General features: G+C 59.7%; 26 protein-coding genes and 2 pseudogenes. 20 read left to right on the plus strand and 8 right to left on the minus strand.

The genetic code is table 11. The features are described 5' to 3' along the window. Positions 1–3 precede the first annotated feature (3 nt). The 9 genes and pseudogenes from trbF to AB5K84_RS04620 all read left to right on the plus strand — a co-directional run bounded on the left by trbF (position 4) and on the right by AB5K84_RS04620 (position 6,522). Positions 4–693, plus strand: a complete 690-nt coding sequence (trbF, locus tag AB5K84_RS04580; RefSeq protein WP_011090989.1) for a conjugal transfer protein TrbF — start codon at positions 4–6, stop codon at positions 691–693. After that, entirely contained in the window at positions 690–1,769 is a 1,080-nt protein-coding gene (gene trbG, locus AB5K84_RS04585) for a P-type conjugative transfer protein TrbG (protein ID WP_011090988.1), read from the plus strand. Before trbF ends, trbG begins: the two co-directional genes overlap by 4 nt. Further along, positions 1,760–2,962, plus strand: a complete 1,203-nt coding sequence (locus AB5K84_RS04590) for a TrbI/VirB10 family protein (RefSeq protein WP_011090987.1) — start codon at positions 1,760–1,762, stop codon at positions 2,960–2,962. The genes trbG and AB5K84_RS04590 overlap by 10 nt, the downstream gene beginning before the upstream one ends. Next, positions 2,959–3,183: a DUF2274 domain-containing protein gene (locus AB5K84_RS04595; protein WP_011090986.1), complete on the plus strand. Its 225-nt coding sequence runs from the start codon at positions 2,959–2,961 to the stop codon at positions 3,181–3,183. The genes AB5K84_RS04590 and AB5K84_RS04595 overlap by 4 nt, the downstream gene beginning before the upstream one ends. Positions 3,184–3,305: 122 nt before the next feature. Then, complete coding sequence (locus AB5K84_RS04600) at positions 3,306–4,247, plus strand: alpha/beta fold hydrolase (RefSeq protein ID WP_011090985.1); 942 nt, start codon at positions 3,306–3,308, stop codon at positions 4,245–4,247. A gap of 8 nt (positions 4,248–4,255) precedes the next feature. Continuing rightward, on the plus strand, positions 4,256–4,852 hold the full coding sequence (locus AB5K84_RS04605; protein WP_161170741.1) for a ribbon-helix-helix domain-containing protein: 597 nt from the start codon (positions 4,256–4,258) through the stop codon (positions 4,850–4,852). Positions 4,853–4,952: 100 nt separating this feature from the next. Beyond that, a pseudogene (locus AB5K84_RS04610) lies at positions 4,953–5,417 on the plus strand (MFS transporter); the annotation flags it as partial. 61 nt (positions 5,418–5,478) lie between these two features. After that, a complete protein-coding gene (locus tag AB5K84_RS04615) occupies positions 5,479–6,180 on the plus strand; it encodes an MFS transporter (RefSeq protein ID WP_011090982.1) in 702 nt (233 codons plus the stop codon). 246 nt (positions 6,181–6,426) lie between these two features. Then, the gene (locus tag AB5K84_RS04620) at positions 6,427–6,522 is read left to right on the plus strand and encodes a hypothetical protein (protein ID WP_301309069.1); all 96 of its coding nucleotides are present in this window, start codon (positions 6,427–6,429) and stop codon (positions 6,520–6,522) included. Here the strand turns inward: AB5K84_RS04620 and AB5K84_RS04625 are convergent. The 5 genes from AB5K84_RS04625 to AB5K84_RS04645 form a co-directional block, all read right to left on the minus strand. Further along, the gene (locus AB5K84_RS04625) at positions 6,486–7,607 is read right to left on the minus strand and encodes a LysR substrate-binding domain-containing protein (RefSeq protein WP_011090981.1); all 1,122 of its coding nucleotides are present in this window, start codon (positions 7,605–7,607) and stop codon (positions 6,486–6,488) included. The two genes, AB5K84_RS04620 and AB5K84_RS04625, sit on opposite strands and share 37 nt — an antisense overlap. 683 nt (positions 7,608–8,290) lie before the next feature. Then, positions 8,291–8,509: a hypothetical protein gene (locus AB5K84_RS04630; protein ID WP_125459388.1), complete on the minus strand. Its 219-nt coding sequence runs from the start codon at positions 8,507–8,509 to the stop codon at positions 8,291–8,293. Between the two features lie 41 nt (positions 8,510–8,550). Next, a complete protein-coding gene (locus AB5K84_RS04635; RefSeq protein WP_049801880.1) occupies positions 8,551–10,104 on the minus strand; it encodes a phosphomannomutase/phosphoglucomutase in 1,554 nt (517 codons plus the stop codon). Positions 10,105–10,300: 196 nt separating this feature from the next. After that, positions 10,301–10,870 (minus strand): helix-turn-helix transcriptional regulator, encoded by a 570-nt coding sequence (locus AB5K84_RS04640; protein ID WP_016848068.1) that lies wholly within the window; start codon positions 10,868–10,870, stop codon positions 10,301–10,303. Positions 10,871–11,229: 359 nt separating this feature from the next. Continuing rightward, complete coding sequence (locus AB5K84_RS04645) at positions 11,230–11,655, minus strand: hypothetical protein (protein WP_223153798.1); 426 nt, start codon at positions 11,653–11,655, stop codon at positions 11,230–11,232. Positions 11,656–12,138: 483 nt separating this feature from the next. On the opposite strand from AB5K84_RS04645, the gene AB5K84_RS04650 reads away from it, so the two are divergent. The 6 genes and pseudogenes from AB5K84_RS04650 (at position 12,139) to AB5K84_RS04675 (ending at position 14,773) form a co-directional block, all read left to right on the plus strand. After that, positions 12,139–12,489, plus strand: a complete 351-nt coding sequence (locus AB5K84_RS04650; protein ID WP_161170744.1) for a hypothetical protein — start codon at positions 12,139–12,141, stop codon at positions 12,487–12,489. Between the two features lie 21 nt (positions 12,490–12,510). Next, positions 12,511–12,645 carry a hypothetical protein gene (locus AB5K84_RS04655; RefSeq protein ID WP_016847164.1) on the plus strand — a complete coding sequence of 45 codons (135 nt, stop codon included), beginning with the start codon at positions 12,511–12,513 and terminating at the stop codon, positions 12,643–12,645. Between the two features lie 291 nt (positions 12,646–12,936). After that, positions 12,937–13,167 (plus strand): hypothetical protein, encoded by a 231-nt coding sequence (locus tag AB5K84_RS04660; RefSeq protein ID WP_016847165.1) that lies wholly within the window; start codon positions 12,937–12,939, stop codon positions 13,165–13,167. A gap of 762 nt (positions 13,168–13,929) precedes the next feature. Continuing rightward, positions 13,930–14,211, plus strand: coding sequence for a hypothetical protein (locus AB5K84_RS04665; protein WP_011090974.1), 282 nt, complete (start codon positions 13,930–13,932; stop codon positions 14,209–14,211). 181 nt (positions 14,212–14,392) lie between these two features. Next, positions 14,393–14,582: pseudogene (locus tag AB5K84_RS04670) on the plus strand (hypothetical protein). Then, the gene (locus AB5K84_RS04675) at positions 14,579–14,773 is read left to right on the plus strand and encodes a hypothetical protein (protein ID WP_011090973.1); all 195 of its coding nucleotides are present in this window, start codon (positions 14,579–14,581) and stop codon (positions 14,771–14,773) included. The pseudogene AB5K84_RS04670 and the gene AB5K84_RS04675 overlap by 4 nt, the downstream one beginning before the upstream one ends. Positions 14,774–15,497: 724 nt before the next feature. Here the strand turns inward: AB5K84_RS04675 and AB5K84_RS04680 are convergent. The 3 genes from AB5K84_RS04680 to AB5K84_RS04690 form a co-directional block, all read right to left on the minus strand. Further along, entirely contained in the window at positions 15,498–15,740 is a 243-nt protein-coding gene (locus AB5K84_RS04680) for a hypothetical protein (protein ID WP_441232376.1), read from the minus strand. A gap of 232 nt (positions 15,741–15,972) precedes the next feature. Next, entirely contained in the window at positions 15,973–16,209 is a 237-nt protein-coding gene (locus tag AB5K84_RS04685) for a hypothetical protein (RefSeq protein WP_011090972.1), read from the minus strand. A 1,766-nt stretch (positions 16,210–17,975) separates the two neighbouring features. Continuing rightward, positions 17,976–19,105, minus strand: a protein-coding gene (locus AB5K84_RS04690; RefSeq protein WP_085967575.1) for an IS3-like element ISRj2 family transposase whose coding sequence is annotated in 2 segments (ribosomal slippage) — positions 17,976–18,853 and positions 18,853–19,105 — 1,131 coding nt in all. Because the reading frame shifts where the segments join, the coding sequence is not laid out codon by codon here. Between AB5K84_RS04690 and AB5K84_RS04695 the strand changes: the two genes are divergently transcribed. The 5 genes from AB5K84_RS04695 to AB5K84_RS04715 all read left to right on the plus strand — a co-directional run bounded on the left by AB5K84_RS04695 (position 19,038) and on the right by AB5K84_RS04715 (position 22,266). Then, positions 19,038–19,367, plus strand: coding sequence for a hypothetical protein (locus AB5K84_RS04695; RefSeq protein WP_164930922.1), 330 nt, complete (start codon positions 19,038–19,040; stop codon positions 19,365–19,367). The genes AB5K84_RS04690 and AB5K84_RS04695 overlap by 68 nt on opposite strands. 234 nt (positions 19,368–19,601) lie before the next feature. Next, positions 19,602–19,820: a hypothetical protein gene (locus tag AB5K84_RS04700; protein ID WP_129964954.1), complete on the plus strand. Its 219-nt coding sequence runs from the start codon at positions 19,602–19,604 to the stop codon at positions 19,818–19,820. Next, entirely contained in the window at positions 19,804–20,475 is a 672-nt protein-coding gene (locus AB5K84_RS04705) for a bifunctional DNA primase/polymerase (RefSeq protein ID WP_011090970.1), read from the plus strand. The genes AB5K84_RS04700 and AB5K84_RS04705 overlap by 17 nt, the downstream gene beginning before the upstream one ends. Before the next feature lie 13 nt (positions 20,476–20,488). Next, positions 20,489–20,824, plus strand: a complete 336-nt coding sequence (locus tag AB5K84_RS04710; protein WP_161536874.1) for a hypothetical protein — start codon at positions 20,489–20,491, stop codon at positions 20,822–20,824. A 14-nt stretch (positions 20,825–20,838) separates the two neighbouring features. Continuing rightward, positions 20,839–22,266, plus strand: a complete 1,428-nt coding sequence (locus tag AB5K84_RS04715) for a phage/plasmid primase, P4 family (RefSeq protein ID WP_011090968.1) — start codon at positions 20,839–20,841, stop codon at positions 22,264–22,266. Positions 22,267–22,658: the final 392 nt, after the last annotated feature.

The raw sequence follows: 22,658 nt of genomic DNA on the forward strand, positions 1-22,658 counted from the left end.
CGAATGTCAGTCTTCCGGCGATCGTCGGTTCGTTACGGCCGCACGCCCGAACCAGAAACCCCCTACCAGCGCGCAGCGCAAGTTTGGGATGAGCGCATTGGATCCGCCCGGGTGCAGGCCAGGAACTGGCGGCTGATGGCCTTCGGTTCGCTGATGCTGTCCTGCGGCCTTGCCGGTGGACTCGTCTGGCAATCCACGCACGGCACTGTCGTTCCCTGGGTGGTGCAGGTCGACAAGCTCGGCGAAGCGCAAGTCATGGCGCCCGCTACCGCCGACTACAGGCCGAACGACCCACAGATCGCCTGGTATCTCGCCCACTTCATTCAGATCGTTCGCTCGCTTCCGGCCGACCCGATCATCGTGCGGCACAACTGGCTGCAGGCCTATGATTTCACAACCACGGCGGGCGCGGCGGCGCTGAACGACTACGCCCGCGCCAACGACCCCTTCGCCAATCTCGGCAAGCAGCAGGTCGCGATCGACGTCTCCAGCGTCATCCGCGCCTCGCCCGACAGTTTTCGCGTGGCCTGGGTTGAGCACCGCTTTCAGGACGGGGCGCTCGCCGGCACCACGCGTTGGACCGCGATCCTCACCATCGCGATTCAGCCGCCCACCGACGCCGATCGGCTGCGCAAGAATCCACTCGGCATCTACGTCAACGCCATCAACTGGTCAAAGGAGCTGGGACAATGACCCCGCCGATTTTCGCAAAAGCCGGCGGTCCGGCTTCGCGTTTTTCCATCGTTCATCAAAACCGGAAGGACGGCGATACGTCTTTCCGTAAATCCGCTTTGACGGCTTTGCTGATATCCGTCTCAGCCCTTGGCGGCTGCGCGCACAATTTCATCCCACCCGACATCAGCTACGACACTGCGGAGCCTGCGACGCTCACCGTCGACCCGGCGCCGCCCGTCAAAATCGTGGAGTTGCCCCAGCCGCTGCCACTGCCCGGGCAGTTGAAGCCGCTCGCCGCCGGCAAACGCGTCCCGGAAGCCGCCGATCCAAAGGTTCGCGTCAAACAGGCCAACGCCGCGGCACGGGTGCAGCCGGTCCGCAATGGTTTCATCAACGCAGTACAGGTCTATCCGTTCTCCGGCGGAGCCCTCTACCAGGTCTACACGGCGCCCGGCCAGATCACAGATGTCGCCCTCCAGGAGGGTGAGCAACTCGTCGGCTCCGGTCCGGTTGCCGCCGGTGACACTGTGCGCTGGATCATCGGCGATACCGAGAGCGGCGCGGGCGCGACCAAGAAGATTCATATCCTCGTCAAGCCGACGCGGCCGGATTTGGTCACCAATCTCGTGATCAACACCGATCGGCGGACCTATCTCCTCGAGCTGTGCTCGACGGAAAAGACCTATATGGCCTCGGTCTCCTGGCAGTATCCCGAGGACCAGCTGATTGCGCTTCGGCGGCAGAATGCGGCCGCTGAAACTGCGGCGCCAATTGCGGCTGGCGTCGATCTCGCCTCGATCAACTTCCGCTACTCTATTGAGGGCGACGACCCGGCCTGGCGTCCGCTGCGCGCCTTTGATGACGGCAACAAGGTCTACATCGAGTTCCCAAGCGGTATCGCCCAGGGTGAAATGCCGCCGCTGTTCGTGATAGGTCCAGCCGGCGGCTCCGAACTGGTGAACTACCGAGCAAACCGTAACTACTACATCGTCGACCGCTTGTTCGCCGCCGCCGAATTGCGTCTTGGCGACAAGGATAGTGAGCGGCGCGTGCGCATCGTCCGCACCGACGGAAGGCCGCGCGCATGGCGATAGACAGCGAAGACGAACGTCAGGGCGACATTCCGCCCGTCGCGCCGCCGGACCTGCGGCTCCGAGGCGAGCGGCCCCGTGTCACACGGCTCTCGCGCAAGGTCCTTGTCGGCCTCGGCGCGCTGTCTGCCCTCGCGGTCGCGGGCGCGCTCGGCTACGCGCTCCAGACCGGCAACAAGGCGCAGAGCGGCCAAGAACTGCTCAGCACCCAGAACCGGCCTTCGGCCGAGGGTCTGGCCGGGTTGCCGAAAGACTATACCGGCCTGCCGCGTCAAGCACCGCCGCTCGGGCCGCCGCTGCCCGGCGATCTCGGCAAGCCGATCCTCAACACCGGCGCTGCACCGAACACGATGGCGGCGACGTCAGATCCCGAGACGCAGCGCAGGGGCCAGGAAATCGAGGCGGCGCGGGTCAGCCGCCTCTTTGCCCAAACTGCTCAGCAACCGCAGAGCGTCGGCCAACTCATCCCGAATGCCTCCGCTGGCGCCACGGCCACTCCGGCCGCGACACCGCCCGTCGATGCCGGATCTGCCCAGAACATGCAGGACCGCAAGACGGCCTTCCTCACTGCTCCGACAGACAAGCGCACGGTCAGTCCGGAACGGCTCGAAGCCAAGGCCTCACCTTACGTCGTGCAGGCGGGCACCGTGATTCCGGCTGCGCTCATCACGGGCATTCGTTCCGATCTGCCCGGCCAAGTCACCGCACAGGTGACCGAGGCGGTCTGGGACAGTCCGTCTGGCAAATATCTTCTGATCCCGCAGGGTGCCAAACTGATAGGTCAGTACGATAGCTCCGTCGCGTTCGGCCAGTCCCGCATCCTCCTGGTCTGGACCCGCATCATCATGCCGGATGGCAACTCGATCGTGCTAGAGCGCCAGCCCGGCGCCGACACCGGTGGTTATGCCGGTCTCGAGGATGAGGTCGACAACCACTGGGGCATGCTGTTCAAGGCTGCCGTCCTCTCGACCATGCTCAGCGTCGGAGGCGAGGCGGGCACGAGCCAGAATGAGAACAACCTCGTTCAAGCGATCCGTAGCGGCGCGTCCAACAGCATCAGCCAGACCGGCCAGCAGATCGTGCAGCGCCAGCTCAACATCCAGCCGACGCTGACCATCCGGCCAGGTTTCCCGGTGCGGGTCATCGTTACGCGGGATTTGGTGTTGGCTCCCTACCGCCAGGAGGCAAGCCGATGAGCAAGCTGAAGCTCGGAACCATCCTCGACGATAAGCCGGTGAAGATCGCCGTCGAGTTGCCGGCTGCCGTCCATCGCAATCTCCTCGCCTATGCCGAGGCGATCGCGCGCGAGAGCGGACAGCCGGCACCCGATCCCGCCAAGCTCATCGCTCCGATGATCCAAAGATTCATGGCAACAGACAAGGGGTTTTCAAAGGTGAAACGCGCGGCAACAAATTGATAAGGGGACGATCGTTCAGCGTTGCCTTGCAGAAACGGCCGGGACGAAAGCCCATCAAGTCAAATCCGGTCATAGACCAGCATTTTGCTCACGTAGACGCGTTCAGGTGAACAGGAAGTCAGATGCCATATATCGATGCCACGGGTGTGAAGCTTTATTTTGAGGAAGCCGGGGAAGGTCATCCGATCATTTTCCTGCACGAGTTCGGCTCAGATAGCCGCGGATGGAAAACCCAGGTTCGCTACTTTTCTCGTGCCTATCGCTGCATCACTTTCAACGCTCGCGGATATGCCCCCAGCGACGTTCCTGACGATCCGACGCTATATGGCTGGGAGCTCGCTGTGAACGACATCGCCGCCGTCATGCGTGGCCTCGCTGTCGAACACGCACACCTGGTCGGATTGAGCATGTGCGGATATGCCGCCTTGCAGTTCGGATTACGCTATCCGAAGAGAGCCAGCGCGATTGTCGCGGCCGGTGTGGGATCCGGATCGGCTCCTTCCCAGCAGGACGCCTGGTCGAGAGAAACCTCCATTCTCGCGCGGGCTTTCATCGAGCGCGGGATGGACGCGATGGCCCGGAGAATGGCGCATGGTCAGACTCGTATTCAACTCAAATACAAGGACACACGGAGCTGGGAAGAGTTCCAGGAACGCCTGCGTCACCACTCACCGCTAGGTATGTCGAATACGATGGCGCGCTGTCAGGGGGTGCGACCGCCATTGCATGATCTGGCCGATCAGTTCTCAACGATGCGAACACCGGTATTGCTGGCCCTGGGCGATGAAGACGCGCCCTGCCTTGAGACTAACCTGATGCTGAAAGCAGTGCTTCCCAACGCCGGTCTTTGGATCTGTCCCAACACCGGCCACACCATCAATCTGGAAGAGCCGACAGCATTCAATGCTCAGCTCGACAGCTTTCTAGCCGCCGTCGAGCGTGGGAGCTGGCGCCGCGGGCATCCGGAAATTGAGGCTGAATCCGATCTGAAACTTGAGATGACGTGCGATACACGCACGAAGGCAGTGGCCCGTTACTGCAACACTCCAGGCGCTTCACAGTGAGTCCTCTCATGAAATCCCGGACCGGCGTTCATCTCAGCGAATCCATGTCAACGCGGTTGACCGCCGCGGCTACACGCACGGGAGTCACAAAGTCAGAACTTATTGAAGCCGCGCTCGATAGCTTTCTCGAATCCGATAACGCTGCTGAACATTTCGCGATCGTGGCAGGCCGCCTCACTGAGTTGAACGATCAGATCGGGCGTCTCGGTGCCGATCTCAAGATGGTGAATGAGGCCGTCGCCCTTCACGCGCGCTTTCACTTGGCTGTTACGCCCTCGTTATCGGCGGCAGAGCAGCATATGGCGACTGTGGTGGGCTCAGAACGCTTCGATGAGTTCGCTGCGCAAGTAGGACGTCGTGTTGAGCGGGGGACATCCCTCCTCCGGGAGACGATGAACCGGCGCCTCGTGACGAATAAGAACCGCTGGGCGAGCCACCTTGCGGCAAGCGCGGATCGCCGCACGAATTGCAGGTCTTCAGAACCAGACCGTCGTCTGTCCGACACGGTTGATGGCGGGTCAGAGCCGAATGCTGCCGTGCGGGAGGGCGGCAGCATTCGAACCTTTCCAGACCGGACCAACATCCCGCTACAGCGAGAGATCTAACGGCGCTGAAACCACGCCTTATTCGCGGCCGCCTAGCCCAAGCCGCACCTACGTGCCGCGACGATCAGTTGCAGACGTGATGGGTGTCTCCGCACTTGTCATGCGGGTGTTTCTACCTTTTGCTGTCGGTTATTACCTCTCGTACCTCTTCAGGACAATCAACGCTTTGATCGCCGCTCCCCTGACATCGGAATTGGGGCTCGACGCTGGTGATCTTGGCTTGCTGACTTCGGTCTATTTTCTCACCTTCGCGGTAGCGCAGATACCCGTCGGCATCCTTCTGGATCGATATGGTCCGCGGCTGATCCAGAGCGTGCTGCTGGTTGCTGCTGCGGTCGGCGCCGCATTGTTTGCTACGTCAGACAATTTGCTCATGCTGCTTCTAGGCCGGGCGCTACTCGGTCTCGGCGTCGCCGCGAGCCTGACCGCCGGATTGAAAGCCCTCGTTCTCTGGTTTCCGAAGGACCGTCTTCCGTTTCTCAACGGCCTGATGGTCATGCTCGGTGCATTGGGAGCAGTCACCACGACCTCGCCGGCGCAGTGGTTGCTGGCTTGGGTTGGGTGGAGGACGCTCTTCGCATTGTTAGCTGTCTTCACGGCCGGCTGTTCGGCGATGATCTATCTCGATGATCTATCTCTTGGTGCCGGAGAGTGCATCGGCAACGCCGGTCCTGCGTGGAACAGCCGTGGCCAGCTTGAAGAAGATTTATACCGATCCGCATTTCTGGCGTCTGGCGCCGCTATCAGCGACTTCCGTCGGCACCGCCTGGGCGCTGCAGGGACTTTGGGCAGCGCAGTGGTTCACTGACGTCGAGGGACTTGATCGCGCTGCTTTGGTGCAACATTTGCTTGTCATGACCGTCGCGCTCAGCCTGGGTGCGCTCCTGCTAGGCGTTCTGGCTGATCGGCTGCGTCGCTATGGCATTGGAACAGAGGCGCTCCTCGCGGTCGTCGGCCTTATGTTCATTGCCGTGCAATTCGCGATTATCCTGCGATGGCCGTTGTCATCATACGTCCTGTGGGCCGCTGTGGCCGCCGTCGGCGCAGCTACGGTGCTTAGCTATGCGATCCTGGCTAGTTATTTCCCGAAAGAGCTTGCCGGACGGGCCAATGCTGCGCTGAACGTGTTCCATATCGGTGGAGCGTTTGTCCTGCAATATGCCACTGGCGTCGTCCTTGAACATTGGACGCCTCAGGCGGGGCATTATCCGGAGATCGCGTACCAGATAGCCTTTTTCCTCAATCTTGTCCTTCAGATCATCGCATGGGTCTGGTTCGCTTTCCCGTGGGTGCTTCGGCCGTCGACGAGCGCTAGGTTCAGCGATTAGGGGCGCGAGTCGGCGGCAGCCAAGGTTCAGCCTGCCGGGACTGTGAGCGATCACAGCAAGCACCGGCGAATGTTCGACACCGCGACGCACCTCGTCCAGGAAATGCCGCCCCCCAGGGGTGATCGTGACACCCCGATGCCGATGCTCGAACAGATGCTGCAGTCTTCAGGGATCTCAAAGCTATGCCGATTCTGACGCGTAGCGGCGGCGCGACGACGCCGACCAAGGCTGCCAAGTTGATCGCCAATGGTTGGGCGCTTTATCGCAACCGACCGCGCCTTTGCGAAGGCCCGACGAAATGCTGTTCAGCTCGCATCTGGGGCAGCGGAAATATCAGGATAGCGCTCCCGAAGCAGGTCGAGCAACGGACGCAGCGATGGATTAGCGTTGTCCTGCCGCCAATAAGCGCGCAAGCTCAGCCGCGTCGGCCCCTCGGCATCATGCACCTCGCGGAAGGTGACACCCGGATAGACTGCGCCCGTCGCACTTTCCAATACCAGTAGAATGCCCCAGTCCACGCCGACCAAGGAGAGAAGACGGTCGAGCACCACATCATGGCGAACCAGCGGGCAAGGATCGGAAGACCCCAATTTGCTGTCAAGGAGCTTCAGGAATTCCGGTCCCGGGCCTCGCTGCGACATCAAAAGCGATTCGTGCCTCAGTTCGCCCCAGTGAATTACGTCACGACCTGTCAGCGGATGGTTCGCGGGGAGGGCGGCAACGACACGCTCGCTCCAGAGCAACAATGACCTGTCGCTCCACCTTGGACTGAGGCCGGCCACAAAGGCGACGTCAATCGCGGAGCTGGCGAGATCCGAAATCAGATGGTCGCTCGCTCCGTCAACCAGTTGTCTGTCGACATCGGGGAAGCGGTGCCGGTGCTCGATGAGAGTGGCCCGGAGATTGCCGGCTGACAGGGAAGTGTGGATGCCGATGGTCAATCGGCCGCTCTCACCACGCGAGCGGTTCTTGCCACGAACCGTGATTGCTTCCGTCTCATCAACGAAACGCCGGGCAGCTTCGAGGAATTCCTGCCCTTCAACGGTAGGTCGTGTGCCGCCATTGGTACGCTTAAACAGAGTGACGCCCAACCTGTATTCGAGATTGCGCAGGCCGCGACTAAGAGTGGGTTGCTTGATTCTGAGCGCCTCTGCCGCTTGGCGGAGGCTTCGGTGCTTGGACGCGACGATCGCCCAGCGCAGGTCTCGAAATTCCACAGGCACGGTCGAAACCCTAGGGTAAGTTGCCGGTGACCAATTGACCAATTTTTGTCTTGAATGGCGCACGCCATTTGCTTGCGCTGCTTCTGGATCTTCCAATTTGGCAAGCGCAAAAATGGGCGAGGCTGGAGCCAAAAAAGTTTGGCAAGTTTGCCTTTCATTTGCTTGCGCTGCTTCAACCCGCCAATTCGGCCTCGAAAGGGCCATCAAAAGACATCCGCCCTCCGGGCCGGTTAAGACCCTGCCGCCATTTGCTCGGTACCTAGGCTCGCTGGAGGCACGAGAAGCGCAAGCTCTTCTAACTTCATGTTTCGGGTAAACTGCTATGATTCCAAATGACAGTGAACCAATCGCCAACCCAACCCGATCATGAAAAAGCCTCCCGAACGACCCGAGAAGCAGTCTTTTCGATTGAAATGGGTAGAACGGGGAAAATCCGTTTTTGTGACCGAGCGTGTGATCCTACACGAGGTAATTTTGCGACAGGGCAACAGAAACCGACTGAGCTTCAGGTCAGCTTGGTTGTCCGCCTAAATGCTGTCCGCCAACGGCGCGCAACTGAGGATCGAAGTCGACAGGTTTTTGACGACAGTTCAGGCGGCCTGAGCGAACTAGAAGTATAACTGAATCATCGGGATGAAAGCCTCCCACCTATCCAAGTTAAGGCCTAGCTGCCCGCCTTGCCTTTCTTCTAATCCGCAATTCCTTTTCTGCTACCGATTTTCGGGGTAACTCAATCTTACCCAACTTCAGCGTGAAAGGGCGCTTGAGACCAAAAAATGGCGATTAGCCTTTCAGTACTACGGCCCCTGGAAGAGGAGGGGCGCGCGGATTACGGGTCGAAGAGCCCAGGAGGGATTAATGCCAAGGACGCACGCCGTTTTTCGCGGCTATTCGATGAATCTTGCCCGAAACGCTCTCATCTGCTCCACCCTTCTGGCGCGAACGGTTGGATACAGCGACTGGGGCGGTGTCATCCCCGCTAGGGATTGTCCCGGAAGCATGACGCTGGCAGCAATTACAAGCGCGCCAGAACCATAGACGAGATAGTTGTTGGAGGAGTTTGAACTGAGCGTGGTCGTGCCTGAAGAAACAAGATTGGTTGTCACGGCTTGCTCCAAATAGATTACGGAAACTTGGACGAGCTTAATTAGTCAAATTCGGTATCGGTCCTCGCCTGCCGGATCGGCCCAGCAAGGCCACCTTGGATCCTCTGATTGTATTCCCCAACCGCGGCATGCGTGCGCAGCACGCTGTTCACCATCTCGAACATGTCGTGCATGCGCTGCTCGGAGACCGGGCTCTCGACCACGACGACGAGCTCGGGCTTGTTCGAGGACGCGCGCACCAGGCCCCAGCTGCCGTCCTCGACCGTGACGCGTCCGCCGTTGACGGTGACGAGATCGCGGATCGCCTGGCCGCCGATCCTGGCGCCCTTGGCCTGCAAGCCTTCAAAATGCTTCACCACCTGGTCGATGACGCCGTACTTGGTCTCGTCGGCGCAATGCGGCGACATGGTCGGCGACGACCAGGTTTTCGGCAGCGCGTTCTTCAAATCGGCCATCGACTTGCCCGGCGCGCGGTCGAGCATGTCGCAGATCGCGAGCGCCGACACCAGGCCGTCGTCATAGCCGCGCCCATACGGCTTGTTGAAGAAGAAGTGGCCGGACTTCTCGAAGCCCGCGAGCGCACCCGTCTCGTGGGTGCGGCGCTTCATGTAGGAATGGCCGGTCTTCCAATAAGCGACCTTGGCGCCCTGCTTCTGCAGCACGGGATCGGTGACGAACAGGCCGGTCGACTTCACGTCGACGATGAACTGCGCGTCCTTGTGGATCGCCGACATGTCGCGGGCGAGCATCACGCCGACCTTGTCGGCGAAGATTTCCTCGCCGGTGTTGTCGACGACGCCGCAGCGATCGCCGTCACCGTCGAAGCCGAGACCGACATCGGCCTTGTGATGCAGCACCGCATCGCGGATCGCGTGCAGCATCTCCATGTCTTCCGGATTCGGATTGTATTTCGGGAAGGTGTGGTCGAGCTCGGTGTCGAGCGGGATCACCTCGCAGCCGATCGCCTCCAGCACCTGCGGCGCGAACGCGCCGGCCGTGCCATTGCCGCGGGCCGCGACGACCTTGAGCTTGCGGGTCAGCTTCGGACGGCTGGTGAGGTCGGCGATGTAGCGCGCCGGATAGTTCTCGTGGAACTGGTAGGAGCCGCCGGCCTTGTTCTTGAATTCGGCGTTGAGCACGATTTCCTTCAGCCGCGTCATCTCGTCGGGGACGAAGGTCAGCGGGCGGTTGGCGCCCATCTTCACGCCGGTCCAGCCATTGTCGTTGTGCGAGGCCGTGACCATGGCGCAGCAGGGCACGTCGAGGTCGAACTGCGCGAAATAGGCCATCGGCGTCACCGCGAGCCCGATGTCGTGCACCTTGCAGCCCGCAGCCATCAGGCCGGAAATCAGCGCATATTTGATCGAGGCCGAATAGCCGCGGAAATCATGGCCGGTGACGATCTCCTGCTTGACGCCGAGCTCCGCAATCAGCGCGCCCAGCCCCATGCCGAGCGCCTGGATCCCCATCAGGTTGATTTCCTTCTGGAACAACCAGCGCGCGTCGTATTCGCGAAAACCCGTGGCCTTCACCATCGGCTCGGATTCGAAGGCATAGGTGTTGGGCAACAAGACGGATTTCGGCTTGGGGAACATTGAGACAATCTCAGAAATGCGAGGAATTGACCGCCGCCATAGCGAATGCCCAGGCCGAGGTATCGCGGGCATCACACAATGGACAAGGTAGGCTTGTTGGCTAAGTCTTGGTCAGCTTTCCGTCATCGAAAACCAGGAAACGTTGACCTGCACAGCGAGAAGAATGCAGCCGGCCGGCCAGTTTGGATGGGCGGGGTTATAGAAGCCGGGACAATAGCGAGACTAGCTCAGCTTGCCGCCTGGTCCCGGTTCGCAAAAAGACAGCTTTCAGATGGTTTCGCGCTGTCCCCGACGAAATGTTCATATAAAATGCAATTTCTTCCAGCGACTTTCCCTCCACCAGCAGCGATGCGAGACGAGCCTGCGCGGGAGTCAATCCAAAGATCTCCATGACAGAGCTCTGCGAGACGCGAGGTATTTCATTCAGATCAGTCAGGATCAGAAGGGCGCCCATGTCCGGGAGGAGGGGATCGCCTGCACTTTCCCAGTCCTGAACGATGGCATCAATGACAATCGGCCGGCGCTGACTCCGGGTGACAACTGTTTGCAAGGTGCTACGGCCCGGTTTGCCAGACAAAAAGCGGACCTGAGTGATCAGTCGGTCCAGCCTCAGTCGTGACTGAGCATCCGCTGCAAACAGACGCCGTCCCTTCACCGATAGATCGTCATCGAAAAGCTTCGACGCGTTGTCGTTGACAGCCGCCACGAAGCCATTCTGATCGATCAAAATCGCAGGCCGGCCCAATAGATCAAGCGTACCAATCATACTGGGCCGTTCCCCACGAGCGATGCGCAATTCACTCGGGCAAAACAAAGCTCCTTTCGGACCTGCCCCCGTTCTCTCGTCACCCTCAAGCATAGCAACAGTTCAAAAAATGGTTCGCATAACTAATGCTGAAAACGCCATCGTCCCATGTCTCAACTTATAGCTGCGTGCGTCAAAGTGGACAGTCCCATTTGAGATATGTTTCGCACTAATTTCTAGAGTTTCAGACTGAGTCCGTAGGCTACGGACCTTTCGGGCGCGCGATGAATAAGCGCTCGCTGCGTTTGCCCGTTCGAATTCAGCGCTTCTTCGCCGGCATTCGAGCTGCGCGATCGATGCAAAAGTGAAAATCTAACTAGTCATAGGAAGAAGCCGCTGATCTTCGCAGTCCTGCCTGCACAAATCCGGCGAACTTTCCCATTTTTGTGCTGAATTTGATCACGGCAGGCTCTCTTGAACGCGCCTCCTGATTTTGCCTCGCGCCGCGAACCCTCTAACGCAGAGCGGGCTTCACCCTGAGTGGCTCCGGGCTCTGGTACGCCACTGCTTTCGATCTCCCTAGGAGGCGTAGATGCCTTTGGGAACTTGAAAACCAAGGGAAAAATAGCCGAGACTAGCGCGTCGAGAGCACATCGCTCCTCGGACAGACGTCTTTCGACATACTGGCGGTCAAGCCCCGCGACCTCTGTTTCAAGCAAACGGCGATAGCGGTGGATGCGGTTACGGTGGGTTCGCATGGCGGCGAGCGTTTCGCTGATCATCGGCAGAATCTCATTCGAAATCAAATCCTCTCCTCCTTAACCGCGTGCCTGCGGTGGAGCATAGCTGACTCCGCGGAGCGCTGTGATTTGATGTCCTTTCTCTAGGGACAGCCCTGAAGGGTCAATTGGGTTCGTAACGCGCCGCTTCTGTACGTAACGTACAATGAATCCAGCGGGCGCCGTCCGGACAGTGAATATGGCAAGCCAGATGTTGCGCCCTGTTCTGCCGAAAGCAAGACATTCTGAGGGGCGCGCAAAGCCCGATCGCTAGCTGAGAGCTGTTCGTTTGCCCGAGGCACTCACGGGCCCTGCTCGTCATCGTCGCCGCTAGCCGATGAAGCTGAAGCCGACCTTGCTGACCTGTACGACGAGCGCGGCGACCTCAAGCCCATAGACGCTTGGCCGGAAATTTGGCGGCAAGGCCTCGTTGCCGGTGTCGAGATCGACGCGCTATACGAAGGGGCGGGCGAGGAGCGTAGGCAAGTCGGTCACGTCAAGAAGATCAGGTTGAGTGATCGACTGCGCCGCCTGGAGCTGATCGGCAAGCATGTTCGCGTCAATGCGTTCCAGGAGCGGGTTGAGTTTAGCCTGTTGGAAGGACTGGGAGAGCGCATCGATCGCGCCAAGGCTCGCGCAGCATCTCTTCCAGCGCTTCCGGCTCCGCCGATCGTGAAGGTCGCGTCTGCTCCTCTCCCTTCGCGTGTAGAGCAGCCAGCGCCAGCCGCACCACCTGCGCCGCCGTCACCACCACCGCCGCTGCCGAAGCCGGCTTACAAGCCGATCATGCCCGCGCCTGAACCCGCAGCACCGTGGCCGTCGTTCGGCGGCTTCGCTGCGACCGACTACGATCCCACCTAGCAAAAAACGAAATGCTCCATCATGGCAACAATCGCTGCCAACATCGCCACCATCCAAGCCCAAGCCGCCGTTCTCGACACGCTAATTGGGCAATTTGCCGCCGCCAAAGCGTTGATCGACGCGGCCGAACTCGACATTCGCAGTCAGCAAGCCTAAGCGTGGACTTGCACAGGTTTCGCTGCGCTGTCTGCAATCACGCACTTACGACATTCGCAGCGCATGAAGATTCCATGCATTCCAATGGCCGGTGGCTTCAAGGCGATTTGCGCCCACCGAAGTAAGCCGCGCTGCAAGTCGTGACCGAAGGCGAGACGCCGCGGCTGCCGGAAGGTTTCAGGGTCGAGCTCGACAAGGACGGTTGGCGGCACTGATTCGCGCGAAGCGCCGATGGCCTCAATGCATCTGCCGCTCTGACTGATCTTCACTAATCCGCCAGCCGCGTAGGGCATGACCATGTCCGATGACTGGACCAAACGAGCGACGAACATCCTTCGAGAACTTCATGCTGCCGAGACGGAGCTAATCGGCAGGGGGGCTATCCTGACCGACGGTAAGGCGGGGACGGTTGATCACGTCTTCCTTGACGAGGTGCACGGGCTCCGGATCTCGATCGGTGGCCACGACGGCAAGTGGCCGATTTCGACTCTGAAGCTTCTAGACTCCGGTTTCGCCAGATAGCGCAGGCGGTGTCAGCCCGTGGCAATGACCGATCAAGGCTGGGGCGCCCGTTCGAGGATGATCCGATCGAGGTAGACGGGCGCAAGCTGGGGGGTGGCATCATGTGGGCCTTGCACCTCGGAGGGCCGACACCAGATGGCGGGCCACTGCGCAAGAAGGGCAAACCGTGCAGGGTGATCCGATGAGCCAAATAAACCAGACCGGCCGTAGGATTATCTACGTCATGATGGTGGTCGTGGTGCTGGTGGTCATCTGGCAGATTCTCACGCCGCTTTGAGAAGGCCCGCCAGATAGCTTGTCCGCCCGGTCACCGTCCGCGGTGATCACTCGGTGACCGGGCGCCCAGCGCGGTGCGCGGCAGCGAGGCGGAGCCTGGCCGAGTAAGCCAGTCACAGTTTACCTGGAGTGGCAGCCATGATGCAGAACGTTGTAGCCGGATGCGTCGCAGTGGCTTTGATTATCCTGGCCTTGATTGGCTTCGCCCAAACGCACCGTGAATGTTGGCACGGGCACGTGCTCCTAACCCATGAGCCCTGCGGATCCGTCAGCCCTTCAATATAGGAACAACCATTTTCCGCTGATCTGGGCGCGGGACCGAAGCCCCGCGCTCTCGTCGTTCACCGCCTCGGCCGGCGGGCGCAAAACCGCTGTCGATCGCAGTGAGCGCTTTTCCACACCCACGACGCGCAGTAGCTCGCGCGCGGTCCGAGCCACCAGTAATCGATAATTTGACTGTCGCCCGCGCAGCGGTTGGATCTCGGCATGCCTCACCCTGCCCGCCGCCACACGCCCACGCACGCCGAGGGTCGGCCAATCAAGATCACCTTTGGCGAGATGCGCGAGATGGGCTTGCGCGGCGTCCTCATGTATTGCCCCTGCGGCCGTCACGTTGCGCTCGGCACCGATCGCTGGCCCGACGATGTTCGGCTGTCAGATGTCGAGCCGCGCTTCGTCTGCACCGCCTGCGCCGGGCGCGGCGCAGACGTACGACCGGATTTCAACTGGAACGCAAAAGGGCCGATCGGCGACATGGGCTATCGGTAGCCACCTTAAAAACGGCCCCGGCCATGGGGGCTTTTGAAGTGTGGAGGCCGGGGCCGTTGGAGGTGACCTTGGCGGTAATGGGGTCGCCAGGTGGTGACGAGCATAGGAAAAACCGGCAATCAGTTCTGTCCACTTGTGCCCAAAGCGGTATAGTTCCTCATCGGGAACGGAACCGGTCGCAATGAAGGACATGCAGGCTCAGTTAGAAAAGCTCCGCACGGATGCTGCCGAGTGCGCCTTGATCCGCGATCTTGCTACTGAACCCAAGAAGCGAGATGTTCACAAGGCTGGCCGAGCATCTGACAGTTCTGGCCGACGAGGTTGAACGCGCCATTGCTGCCGCGAGACCTGAGCTGAAGCGGAAGGAATGACGGAACGAGGCTGGGGTCGGCGTTTCGAGGATCCGATCACGATCGGCGATCGCATACTGGTGACGCAGCTCGACGCCGGCGAGTACATCGCCGCGTCGCCGAAGAAAGAGCACGCCGCATCGGAATGGCAAGCCGCGATGAAGGTGGAGGCCCGAGTATGTTTGCCAGCATCGGGGTCATGCGGGCATTGAACCGCCACCACGTCCCGGAGTTTAACCCGAAGGGCAAAGAGCCTCACTGGGGCCGGCGCAAGCTGAAGAGGGACCAATAAGGCGCCGCCAACTGAGGCGGCCTTACTCTCTCACAGGATGCAAGTCGGACGGCTGTACGGCGAGCCGATAAGCAATCTCCCGGGAGCCGTCGAAGACCTCTAGGACGCGCTCACAGATCAGGCACTTGTAGTGCCCGGCGTTGCCCTTGCGGGATTCAAGTTCGATCCGGCGAGATCCCGCCGAACAATCAGGGCACGTCACGTCGCCTTTCTTCATGTGACAGTTATGATGCAGGCTACCGCAGGGGTCAAAGGTTAGTGTTTGCCCGACGGAACGCAGCTGGGACCAGTACGCCCCGAATGGGAAAAGCCGCAGCGTGGTTCCAGCCCCACTGCGGCATTCCCGGAATAACAAAAAAATTAGTGCTCAAATCGCGCCGGTGTTCCTTCAGTAGAACACCCCGTTCCGAAAATGGAGTCCGGACAACTACCGGACTTCGGTTTTCTACGTATTGTCACTTGGAGGGCCGACATGGCTGGGCATGGCAATTCCAGCCCCAATGCTCCCGGTTGCCGATCCAATTGCGGATTTGAGCGCCGGGAGTGCTAGGCCCACCAGCGTGAACCGGCGCCCACCGTAAATTTCCCAAGGTCAAAAAAAAGAACCGCCGACCTTGGTAACTAAGGCCATCAGCTGAGGCTGCTTACCTCTGCTCGTTCCTCGCACGGGAAGCCAGTCTATCCAGCTGGCCAGCCAAACCCACGAAACTTCGGGCGATGTTTTTCAGGGCGGCGGCGCGATCCTTGGAAATGCCGCTCACGCCAGAAAGTCTCTTGTAGTGGTTAGCCTGCTCGCGGCACTCAGCAATGTTGATAAATGGCTCAGCCTTCCTGTTGCCCGCGCGGGACGTGGGATCGCCTTTCCCCGCTGGCTTGCCTTCTACCATGTTAGGCCCTTAAATCAGGTTCGGACACTGGGTTAGATACGGACAGCGCCGGCTCGAGTTTTGAAAAGGAACACAACGGTGGGCGTCTATGTGAACACCGCCAAGCAGGTCGGCGACGTCGATCACATCAAGTCTTCGCGACGGTGGACGCCGCGGAACGATGGTTCGAGGAGAACGACCCGGAGGGCGTCGCCTTCGAATACGATGTGATCGAGTGATGTGGAGCGGATAATCAGCGCCACATCGTTGGTGGGTTCAAGGCCTTGCGACCCGCCGCTTTCAACGCGTCGGTTGAGAGCTGTCCATGTGCCGCAGCATCGAGCAGCTTCGAAGCAACGTACGCTCTGGCGCCCGTTTCGCTTACAGGAATATTTTCGCAAACTTCGTCGAGCACCGCCCTGAGCAGCGCAGTCATTTCAGCATCAAACACGCCGAACTCCCGAAATTGAGAGGATCCTGAACGCTGCACAAGCGGAATATATTCGCTTGGCAGCGTTCGCCGCGTATTCCGGTCTGGGCTCCGAAATCCCAGCGCCTACAAAATTGGCACCTGTACGTCAAAGTAATGTGACAGCTTCCTCGGCCACATCAACGGGCGTTTGCAGGGCCTCCCCAAAGGCCCTTACCAAGGAGGATAGAGCGCGACGAACAGCCCGAGGCCGGCAAGAAGTATTGCCCACGCGACGGCCTGACGATTGCGAAGCGAGCCACGGTTCATTTGCGAGCCTTCTTACGAGACTTTCGCGTAACCGAGGCCGCAGGATTTGACCCGTCGAACACAATGACGTCGAAGAGCGTCTTCGCGTCATCGGATAGGATCCCCAACCAACATCGCTTCTAATTCGGCGGCTGTCGTTGGGACAATCCCACCATTCGGCCGAACAGGCATAGTCGACACTTCATCTCAGAAAAAACCAAATAGCCTCCCATAGGCCCGGGCGACGGGCTCGGTGCCAGGCGTCGTGCGTCGCTCGCTGTCGGGGCGTCATCGCGGCCAGGCGCTCGGCGCGCTGTTTGGCATATCTCTGTTGCTGCCGAACCTTGCGGTTGAACCGCGTCGCGCCGGCAGGTGTTGAGGCGTCCCCGTACTGTGGCAGATGCCAAGCCTTTCCGATCCGAAACGACAGATACGCATGCCCCTTGACGACGTTGCGCTCGACGTTTGGTGGCAGTTTGCGAGGCATGGCCTACCTCTCCCAACCAACATCGGCGTCAACGCCGGTCGCGTGCTCTTCCCCGTGGTGAGGCAGAGCGTCGATCGCGCTCGAGTTCGCGAACGTCCCAAGCCAGTCGTCTCGTACCCGGAATGACCCGCGGCTTGGGCATGCTTCCCGCCGTCACGAGAAGGTCAAACGTGTTCGGGCTAACCGAGGCATATGCTGCGGAGGCCTCACGATCGATTAGGCGCGGCGGCAGAGTTGGCGGCAATGCAGCTTGACGTGCCACTACCGCTTCTCCCCATCCTCCATTTCGAGAGCGACTGCCCCAACTCGGAGATCGGCTGCTTTTAATGGCGGCATTCCGCCGCTTCGCGGCGCTGACGACAGAAAGAGCATTGCGGTCATCATGCCAATGATGTGCAAACAGGTGTGTAATATGAATGGCCCTCTGGGGCTATCTAGCTGATTTTATTGTATTATTTTCTTTAAATGGCGCTCCCTAGCGGAATGTAACCACAGGTAATGATGAGATTTCCTATTATATTTCAATATGTTAAAATCTTGCCGTTTCGACGTGTATCTACGCGGTGTATCTACTTTTTGGGTCGGTAGCCGACTCGGCTACCGAAACTAACGAGTCGATGAGGGGCGGTAGAGCGCAAACCCATAACTATACAACTTGTAACAAAACTTGATTTGACTTTTCGTATTGCGGTTGAGGTCCCGTTCTGCTATGTACCACTCATGGCGACGTTGCGCGATTCGAGGGCGCGCCCGTGACTGCCTGACGGACACCTTGTCCGTCATCGGCTCATAGCCGAGGTAATGCAGCCGCTCAGCGGCAACGCTAACCGAAAATTCCCACACCCATGACCACTTTAAATGCGTCTGCGGTTACCGCTGATCGCCTTGACGCGGCCCTCGACCTCAGAGCTGGCCCCGGTTGTTTGGACAGCGCCGCGCTGGATTTAAGTGGATTCCTGCCGGGTTATGCTGAACGCGGGGCTTTACGATTTTGTCGTTGCGTCGGGAGGGCGTAGCCCGACCAGAGCGACGACAAAATCGTCGGCGACGGTCATGCGGCCATCACCATAGCTTGCGTGCCGAAGTAAGCCTCGTCGGGCGTGCGCCCGTCAAGGCTCGAGTGAGGGCGTCCCTGATTGTAGAAGGCCAGATACTTGGCAATTGACGCTCGCGCCTCGGACACGCTGTCGTAGGCGCGGAGATAAACTTCTTCGTATTTGACCGTGCGCCAGAGCCGCTCGACAAACACGTTGTCGCGCCAGGCGCCCTTGCCGTCCATGCTGATGGCGATCTTCGCGTCCAGCAGCACATCGGTGAACTCGAGGCTGGTGAACTGGCTGCCCTGATCCGTGTTGAAAATCTCGGGTCTGCCGTGCTTCGCCAACGCCTCCTGGACCGCTTGGACGCAGAAGGCCGCCTCCATTGTGATCGAGACGCGATGGGCCAGGACCCGTCGGCTGAACACATCGACGACCGCCGCGAGATAGACGAAGCCACGCCGCATCGGAATGTAGGTGATGTCCATTGCCCACGCATGGTCGGGCCGCTCGATCTTCAATCCGCGCAACAGGTACGGGTAGATCTTGTGACCCGGAGCCGGCTTGCTCGTGTTCGGGCGACGATAGACCGCCTCGATCCCCATGCGCTTCATCAGCGTCGCGATGTGGCGGCGACCGGCGTATACGCCCTCCCGCCGCAGCAACGATCGCAGCATACGCGCTCCCGCGAAGGGATAATCGAGATGCAGCTCATCGAGCCGACGCATCAAGGCAAGGTCCTCGGCCGAAACTGGCCGAGGTTCATAGTAGACCGTGCTGCGAGCCAGCTTCAGGACCTTCGCCTGGCGCACGATAGAAAGATCATGACCGCGGTCGATCATCGCTTTGCGCTCAGCAGGCCCGCCTTGGTGAGCGCGCCGGACAAAAAATCGTTTTCCAACGCCAGCTCGCCGATCTTGGCATGTAACGCCTTCAAATCGACCGGCGTCTCGGCCGATGTCTTGTCATGCCCAAACACGCCGGCGGCGCCTTCCAGGAGCTGGTTTTTCCAGATCGTGATCTGGTTCGGATGAACATCAAACAGTTGCGCCAGCTCCGCCAGTGTCTTGTCTCCTTTGACCGCAGCCAAAGCAACCTTCGCCTTGAATGCCGGAGAATGCGTCCGGCGGCTCTTCTTCGTCATCTTCGCTCCTGATTCGCAGCAAGAATCCTCGCCGCTGTCAGGCAGAAAATCCACTCAAGCTACTGTCCGAATTTGCGAGGCCAGCTCTCTCATCGCCGAGGTGATGGTGCTGCACGACCGGCCGGGCTTCGCGCCCTACGTCGAACGCCTGGAGCGGGAGCTTGCCGCTATGCAGTCGAAGGATGACGTGATGACACGCGCGCGGCGGCGGCTTGCTGCCCGCGGCGCAAACGATAACGGCAAGTCCAAGGTAGCTGCGTGAACAACAGCCCCGCGTCGCCCGCCAAATATCTGCAGCGCGACCTTTAGTGTCACGCCCGAAAAATCTCACTACTCATCACACACTACGAACGGAGGAATTGTGTGCAGCCACAACTCAATTTCCACCACAACTTCAGAGAGCCGGTCAAGATCCCCGGCTCGTTCAACCTGTATTACGATCCGGTTCAGGTCGACCGGCAACTGACTAAGCTTCTGATCGAGGGAGACCCGGAATATGAAAATCCTCGCCACTCATTCGCCGCTCGGTGCTGACGTTGCCCTTGCGGACGTCGAAGTCTGCGAAGGGGTGAAGTTGTTCGGCGTGCGCATTGTGCGTGCGGCCGATGGATCGCATCGAGCTTACGCGCGCGGGGCTGCGCTTTCGCCCGCGATGGTCGAATCAATTTCATCTCTCGTTTTAGAGGGCGATTGCCAACATGCGGGCCACGCTTAAGCGCATTATCCACCTTCGTCGCAGCCTTATTGCTTACGGATACCGTCCCGTCGCGTGTAGTGGCAAAGCCGCTGTCATGGGTAACTGGCAGCGCTCGCGGTGGTCCGCTGCGCAAATGGAAGGCATCGCTCGCAACTATCCGGACGCCACAAATACGGGTCTGCTCTGCGGCGAACTTGTGGGGCTTGATGTCGACACGCCGGACGCTGAGACTGCCGACGCTATCCGCGCGATGGTGATGGAGTTGCCGGGGTCGGACAGAGCGCCGTATCGGATGGGCAAGGCACCGAAGACCCTGTTCGCATTCCGCGCCACCGAGCCTCGCGAGAAGCGCGCAACAGGCGCCTACCTGATCAACGGCGCCAAGTGTCAGGTCGAGGCGTTTGGTGAACGCACGCAATTCGTGGCGTTCGGAACGCATCCCGATACGGGCCGACCTTACGAATGGTTCAACGGTTCGCCGGCCGAAACACCGTTGGCCGAGCTTCCGGAAATCACACCAGAGGCGATCGACGAATTGTTGGCTCGGGCGGAGGCGTACTTCGCCGAGCGCGGGACGCTGATTAAGCCAGCCAGCAAAGCCAGTGACCGCGGCCCGGTGGTAGTCGATAGTGACCACCCGTGGGCTGACACATCAACGCCGCGCGTTGGCTAGCCTCGATGCATGGGTGCCGGAGCTTGGACTCGAAGATCTGCGCAAGTACCAGGGCGGCTTCCACGCTGTTGCATCCTTCCGCCCCTCGATCAACTCGAAGGTGAAGAAGCGAGGCCGCGCGCTGAATATCCAGCCCAGTGGTATTGTCGATTATTCGGCTGGAAACGCCGGCTACTCGCCGATCAACATGGTTTCAGTCAGCCTCAGCATGTCCGCGTCAGAGGCCGCCGAGTGGCTGCGTAAACGAGTTGGCGGCGGCGATGACACCAAGCCAGTCAGCGTTGCTCGTCTTCTTACTCAACCCGCCAGGCGTGCCGCAGCGCGTCGATCAACATCAACTTTGTCCTGAAGGGCGATTGCTGAATGCAAAATGCAATTAAAACCGACGCGTCCAATTCAACCGTTGAAGCCCGCGATGAGGAGCCTGTCGCAGCCAACGACAACAAACCCGCATCTAATCCCGGCACTTCGGTAACCGAGGATAGTGTTGCGTATATATTCGCGAGCACCTATCGAGACACGCTGCGCTTCTGCCACTCCACTGGCGCGTGGTTTGAATGGGATGGTTCGTACTGGCGCAGGAACGAAGTCGGCCTTGCGGCTCACCATGTTAGGGTGATGGCCCGCGATATGTCACAGGGCCTGTCTCCGAAGGCGCTCGCGACTATACGAAAGCGTTCATTCGCTTCAGGAGTCGAGGGGTTCGCTCGCAATGACCCAACCTTCGCCGTCACGATCGAGGCTTGGGACCGCGACCCGTTTCTGCTCGGAACGCCAGACGGCACCGTTGATCTGCGTACAGGGAAAATGCGCGCTGCCGACCCTGCAGATGGCATTACCAAACTAACGTCCACCGCGCCGTCTGCCCAGGCAGACTGTCCACTTTGGTTGCGATTTCTTCAAGACGCGACTGGCGGCGACGGTGAAATGATCCGCTTTCTGCAGCAGTGGTGCGGCTACTGCCTTACGGGCGACACGCGCGAACATGCACTTGTCTTTGTGCATGGCGACGGCGGTAATGGGAAATCGGTTTTTCTCAACACCACTAGCTATATTCTGCACGATTATGCGACTACGGCGTCAATGGACACGTTCGTTGCCAGCCGCAGTGACAGACACCCGACAGACTTGGCGATGTTGCGCGGTGCGCGTCTAGTCAGCGCCAGCGAGACAGAGGAGGGCAGGGCTTGGGCCGAGTCGCGAATAAAACAGATGACGGGCGGCGATGCGATTTCAGCGCGCTTTATGAGGCAGGACTTCTTTACGTTCCAGCCGCAATTCAAACTGTTTGTGGTTGGAAACCACCAGCCAGCACTGCATAGCGTCGACGCCGCAGCCCGGCGGCGATTCAACATCGTGCCGTTCACGCGAAAGCCGACGAAGCCGGATCGTGAACTTGAAGCAAAGCTTCGCGGTGAGGCGCCCGCCATTCTGCGGTGGATGGTTGATGGGTGCCGGGACTGGCAGCGCAATGGTTTGGTGCGACCTGCATCTATTGTTGAGGCGACCGAAACGTATTTTGCCGAGCAAGACACGTTCGGCCAGTGGCTGAAGGATGCTTGCCGAGTTGAGCCGGACAATCGTAGCATCTCAGACTTCGTCGCGGATCTGTTCAAATCGTGGACCGATTATGCTGAAGCATCTGGCGAGCGCCCCGGAAGCCAGAAGGGATTTGTCCAGTCGCTGACCAAGAGTGGCTTCAAGAAGGGGCAAAGGGTACGCGGCGGACAACTCTATATCGGACTGCAACTGCTTAGGCAGGCCGAGAAAGAACCTAGCGTGCGCGATTGAGCACGGATCGCGCACGGGAAAACGAAATGATTTCAATGGTCGGTGCTACGTGTGCGACATGTGCGCGATTTTTCCATTATAGGCGCTTCGCGCGCGCGTGTAGAGAGTCATACGTGAAAATCACGCACATCGCGCACACCGCGCACGGCGGCGGGGTCTAGCTGATCTCTCCCGCCGTTCACATAGGGACCCGCGCCCCCAGGAAAACATCTCCGAGTGCAAAATGAAAACCAAAACATGGGGCGGGGATATAGCAAATCCCTTGGATCCCGCGAGCCGCCCGAACCAGTGGCCGAGTTACGTATAACTTTTTTTGATTGTTTGATTATTCGATCGGCACGCAGATGCCGACGCACAAGACCGCAGAAGCGGTCAGGTACGCTCGTCACGAG

It is taken from the genome of Bradyrhizobium sp. 1200_D9_N1_1, from assembly GCF_052075915.1.
Taxonomy (GTDB): domain Bacteria; phylum Pseudomonadota; class Alphaproteobacteria; order Rhizobiales; family Xanthobacteraceae; genus Bradyrhizobium; species Bradyrhizobium diazoefficiens.

What these genes read in the sequence shown, in the direction of transcription:
- AB5K84_RS04625 (WP_011090981.1), bottom strand. Translation starts at nt 7,607, where the DNA reads ATGGCCCTTTCGAGGCCGAATTGGCGGGTTGAAGCAGCGCAAGCAAAT.
- trbF (WP_011090989.1), top strand. Translation starts at nt 4, where the DNA reads ATGTCAGTCTTCCGGCGATCGTCGGTTCGTTACGGCCGCACGCCCGAA.
- AB5K84_RS04660 (WP_016847165.1), top strand. Translation starts at nt 12,937, where the DNA reads ATGACCATGTCCGATGACTGGACCAAACGAGCGACGAACATCCTTCGA.
- AB5K84_RS04700 (WP_129964954.1), top strand. Translation starts at nt 19,602, where the DNA reads ATGAAAATCCTCGCCACTCATTCGCCGCTCGGTGCTGACGTTGCCCTT.
- AB5K84_RS04655 (WP_016847164.1), top strand. Translation starts at nt 12,511, where the DNA reads ATGGCAACAATCGCTGCCAACATCGCCACCATCCAAGCCCAAGCCGCC.
- AB5K84_RS04715 (WP_011090968.1), top strand. Translation starts at nt 20,839, where the DNA reads ATGCAAAATGCAATTAAAACCGACGCGTCCAATTCAACCGTTGAAGCC.
- AB5K84_RS04640 (WP_016848068.1), bottom strand. Translation starts at nt 10,870, where the DNA reads ATGATTGGTACGCTTGATCTATTGGGCCGGCCTGCGATTTTGATCGAT.
- AB5K84_RS04590 (WP_011090987.1), top strand. Translation starts at nt 1,760, where the DNA reads ATGGCGATAGACAGCGAAGACGAACGTCAGGGCGACATTCCGCCCGTC.
- AB5K84_RS04600 (WP_011090985.1), top strand. Translation starts at nt 3,306, where the DNA reads ATGCCATATATCGATGCCACGGGTGTGAAGCTTTATTTTGAGGAAGCC.
- AB5K84_RS04635 (WP_049801880.1), bottom strand. Translation starts at nt 10,104, where the DNA reads ATGTTCCCCAAGCCGAAATCCGTCTTGTTGCCCAACACCTATGCCTTC.
- AB5K84_RS04675 (WP_011090973.1), top strand. Translation starts at nt 14,579, where the DNA reads ATGACGGAACGAGGCTGGGGTCGGCGTTTCGAGGATCCGATCACGATC.
- AB5K84_RS04615 (WP_011090982.1), top strand. Translation starts at nt 5,479, where the DNA reads ATGATCTATCTCTTGGTGCCGGAGAGTGCATCGGCAACGCCGGTCCTG.
- AB5K84_RS04705 (WP_011090970.1), top strand. Translation starts at nt 19,804, where the DNA reads ATGCGGGCCACGCTTAAGCGCATTATCCACCTTCGTCGCAGCCTTATT.
- AB5K84_RS04620 (WP_301309069.1), top strand. Translation starts at nt 6,427, where the DNA reads ATGGTTGGGCGCTTTATCGCAACCGACCGCGCCTTTGCGAAGGCCCGA.
- AB5K84_RS04595 (WP_011090986.1), top strand. Translation starts at nt 2,959, where the DNA reads ATGAGCAAGCTGAAGCTCGGAACCATCCTCGACGATAAGCCGGTGAAG.
- AB5K84_RS04665 (WP_011090974.1), top strand. Translation starts at nt 13,930, where the DNA reads ATGCCTCACCCTGCCCGCCGCCACACGCCCACGCACGCCGAGGGTCGG.
- AB5K84_RS04605 (WP_161170741.1), top strand. Translation starts at nt 4,256, where the DNA reads ATGAAATCCCGGACCGGCGTTCATCTCAGCGAATCCATGTCAACGCGG.
- AB5K84_RS04680 (WP_441232376.1), bottom strand. Translation starts at nt 15,740, where the DNA reads ATGGTAGAAGGCAAGCCAGCGGGGAAAGGCGATCCCACGTCCCGCGCG.
- trbG (WP_011090988.1), top strand. Translation starts at nt 690, where the DNA reads ATGACCCCGCCGATTTTCGCAAAAGCCGGCGGTCCGGCTTCGCGTTTT.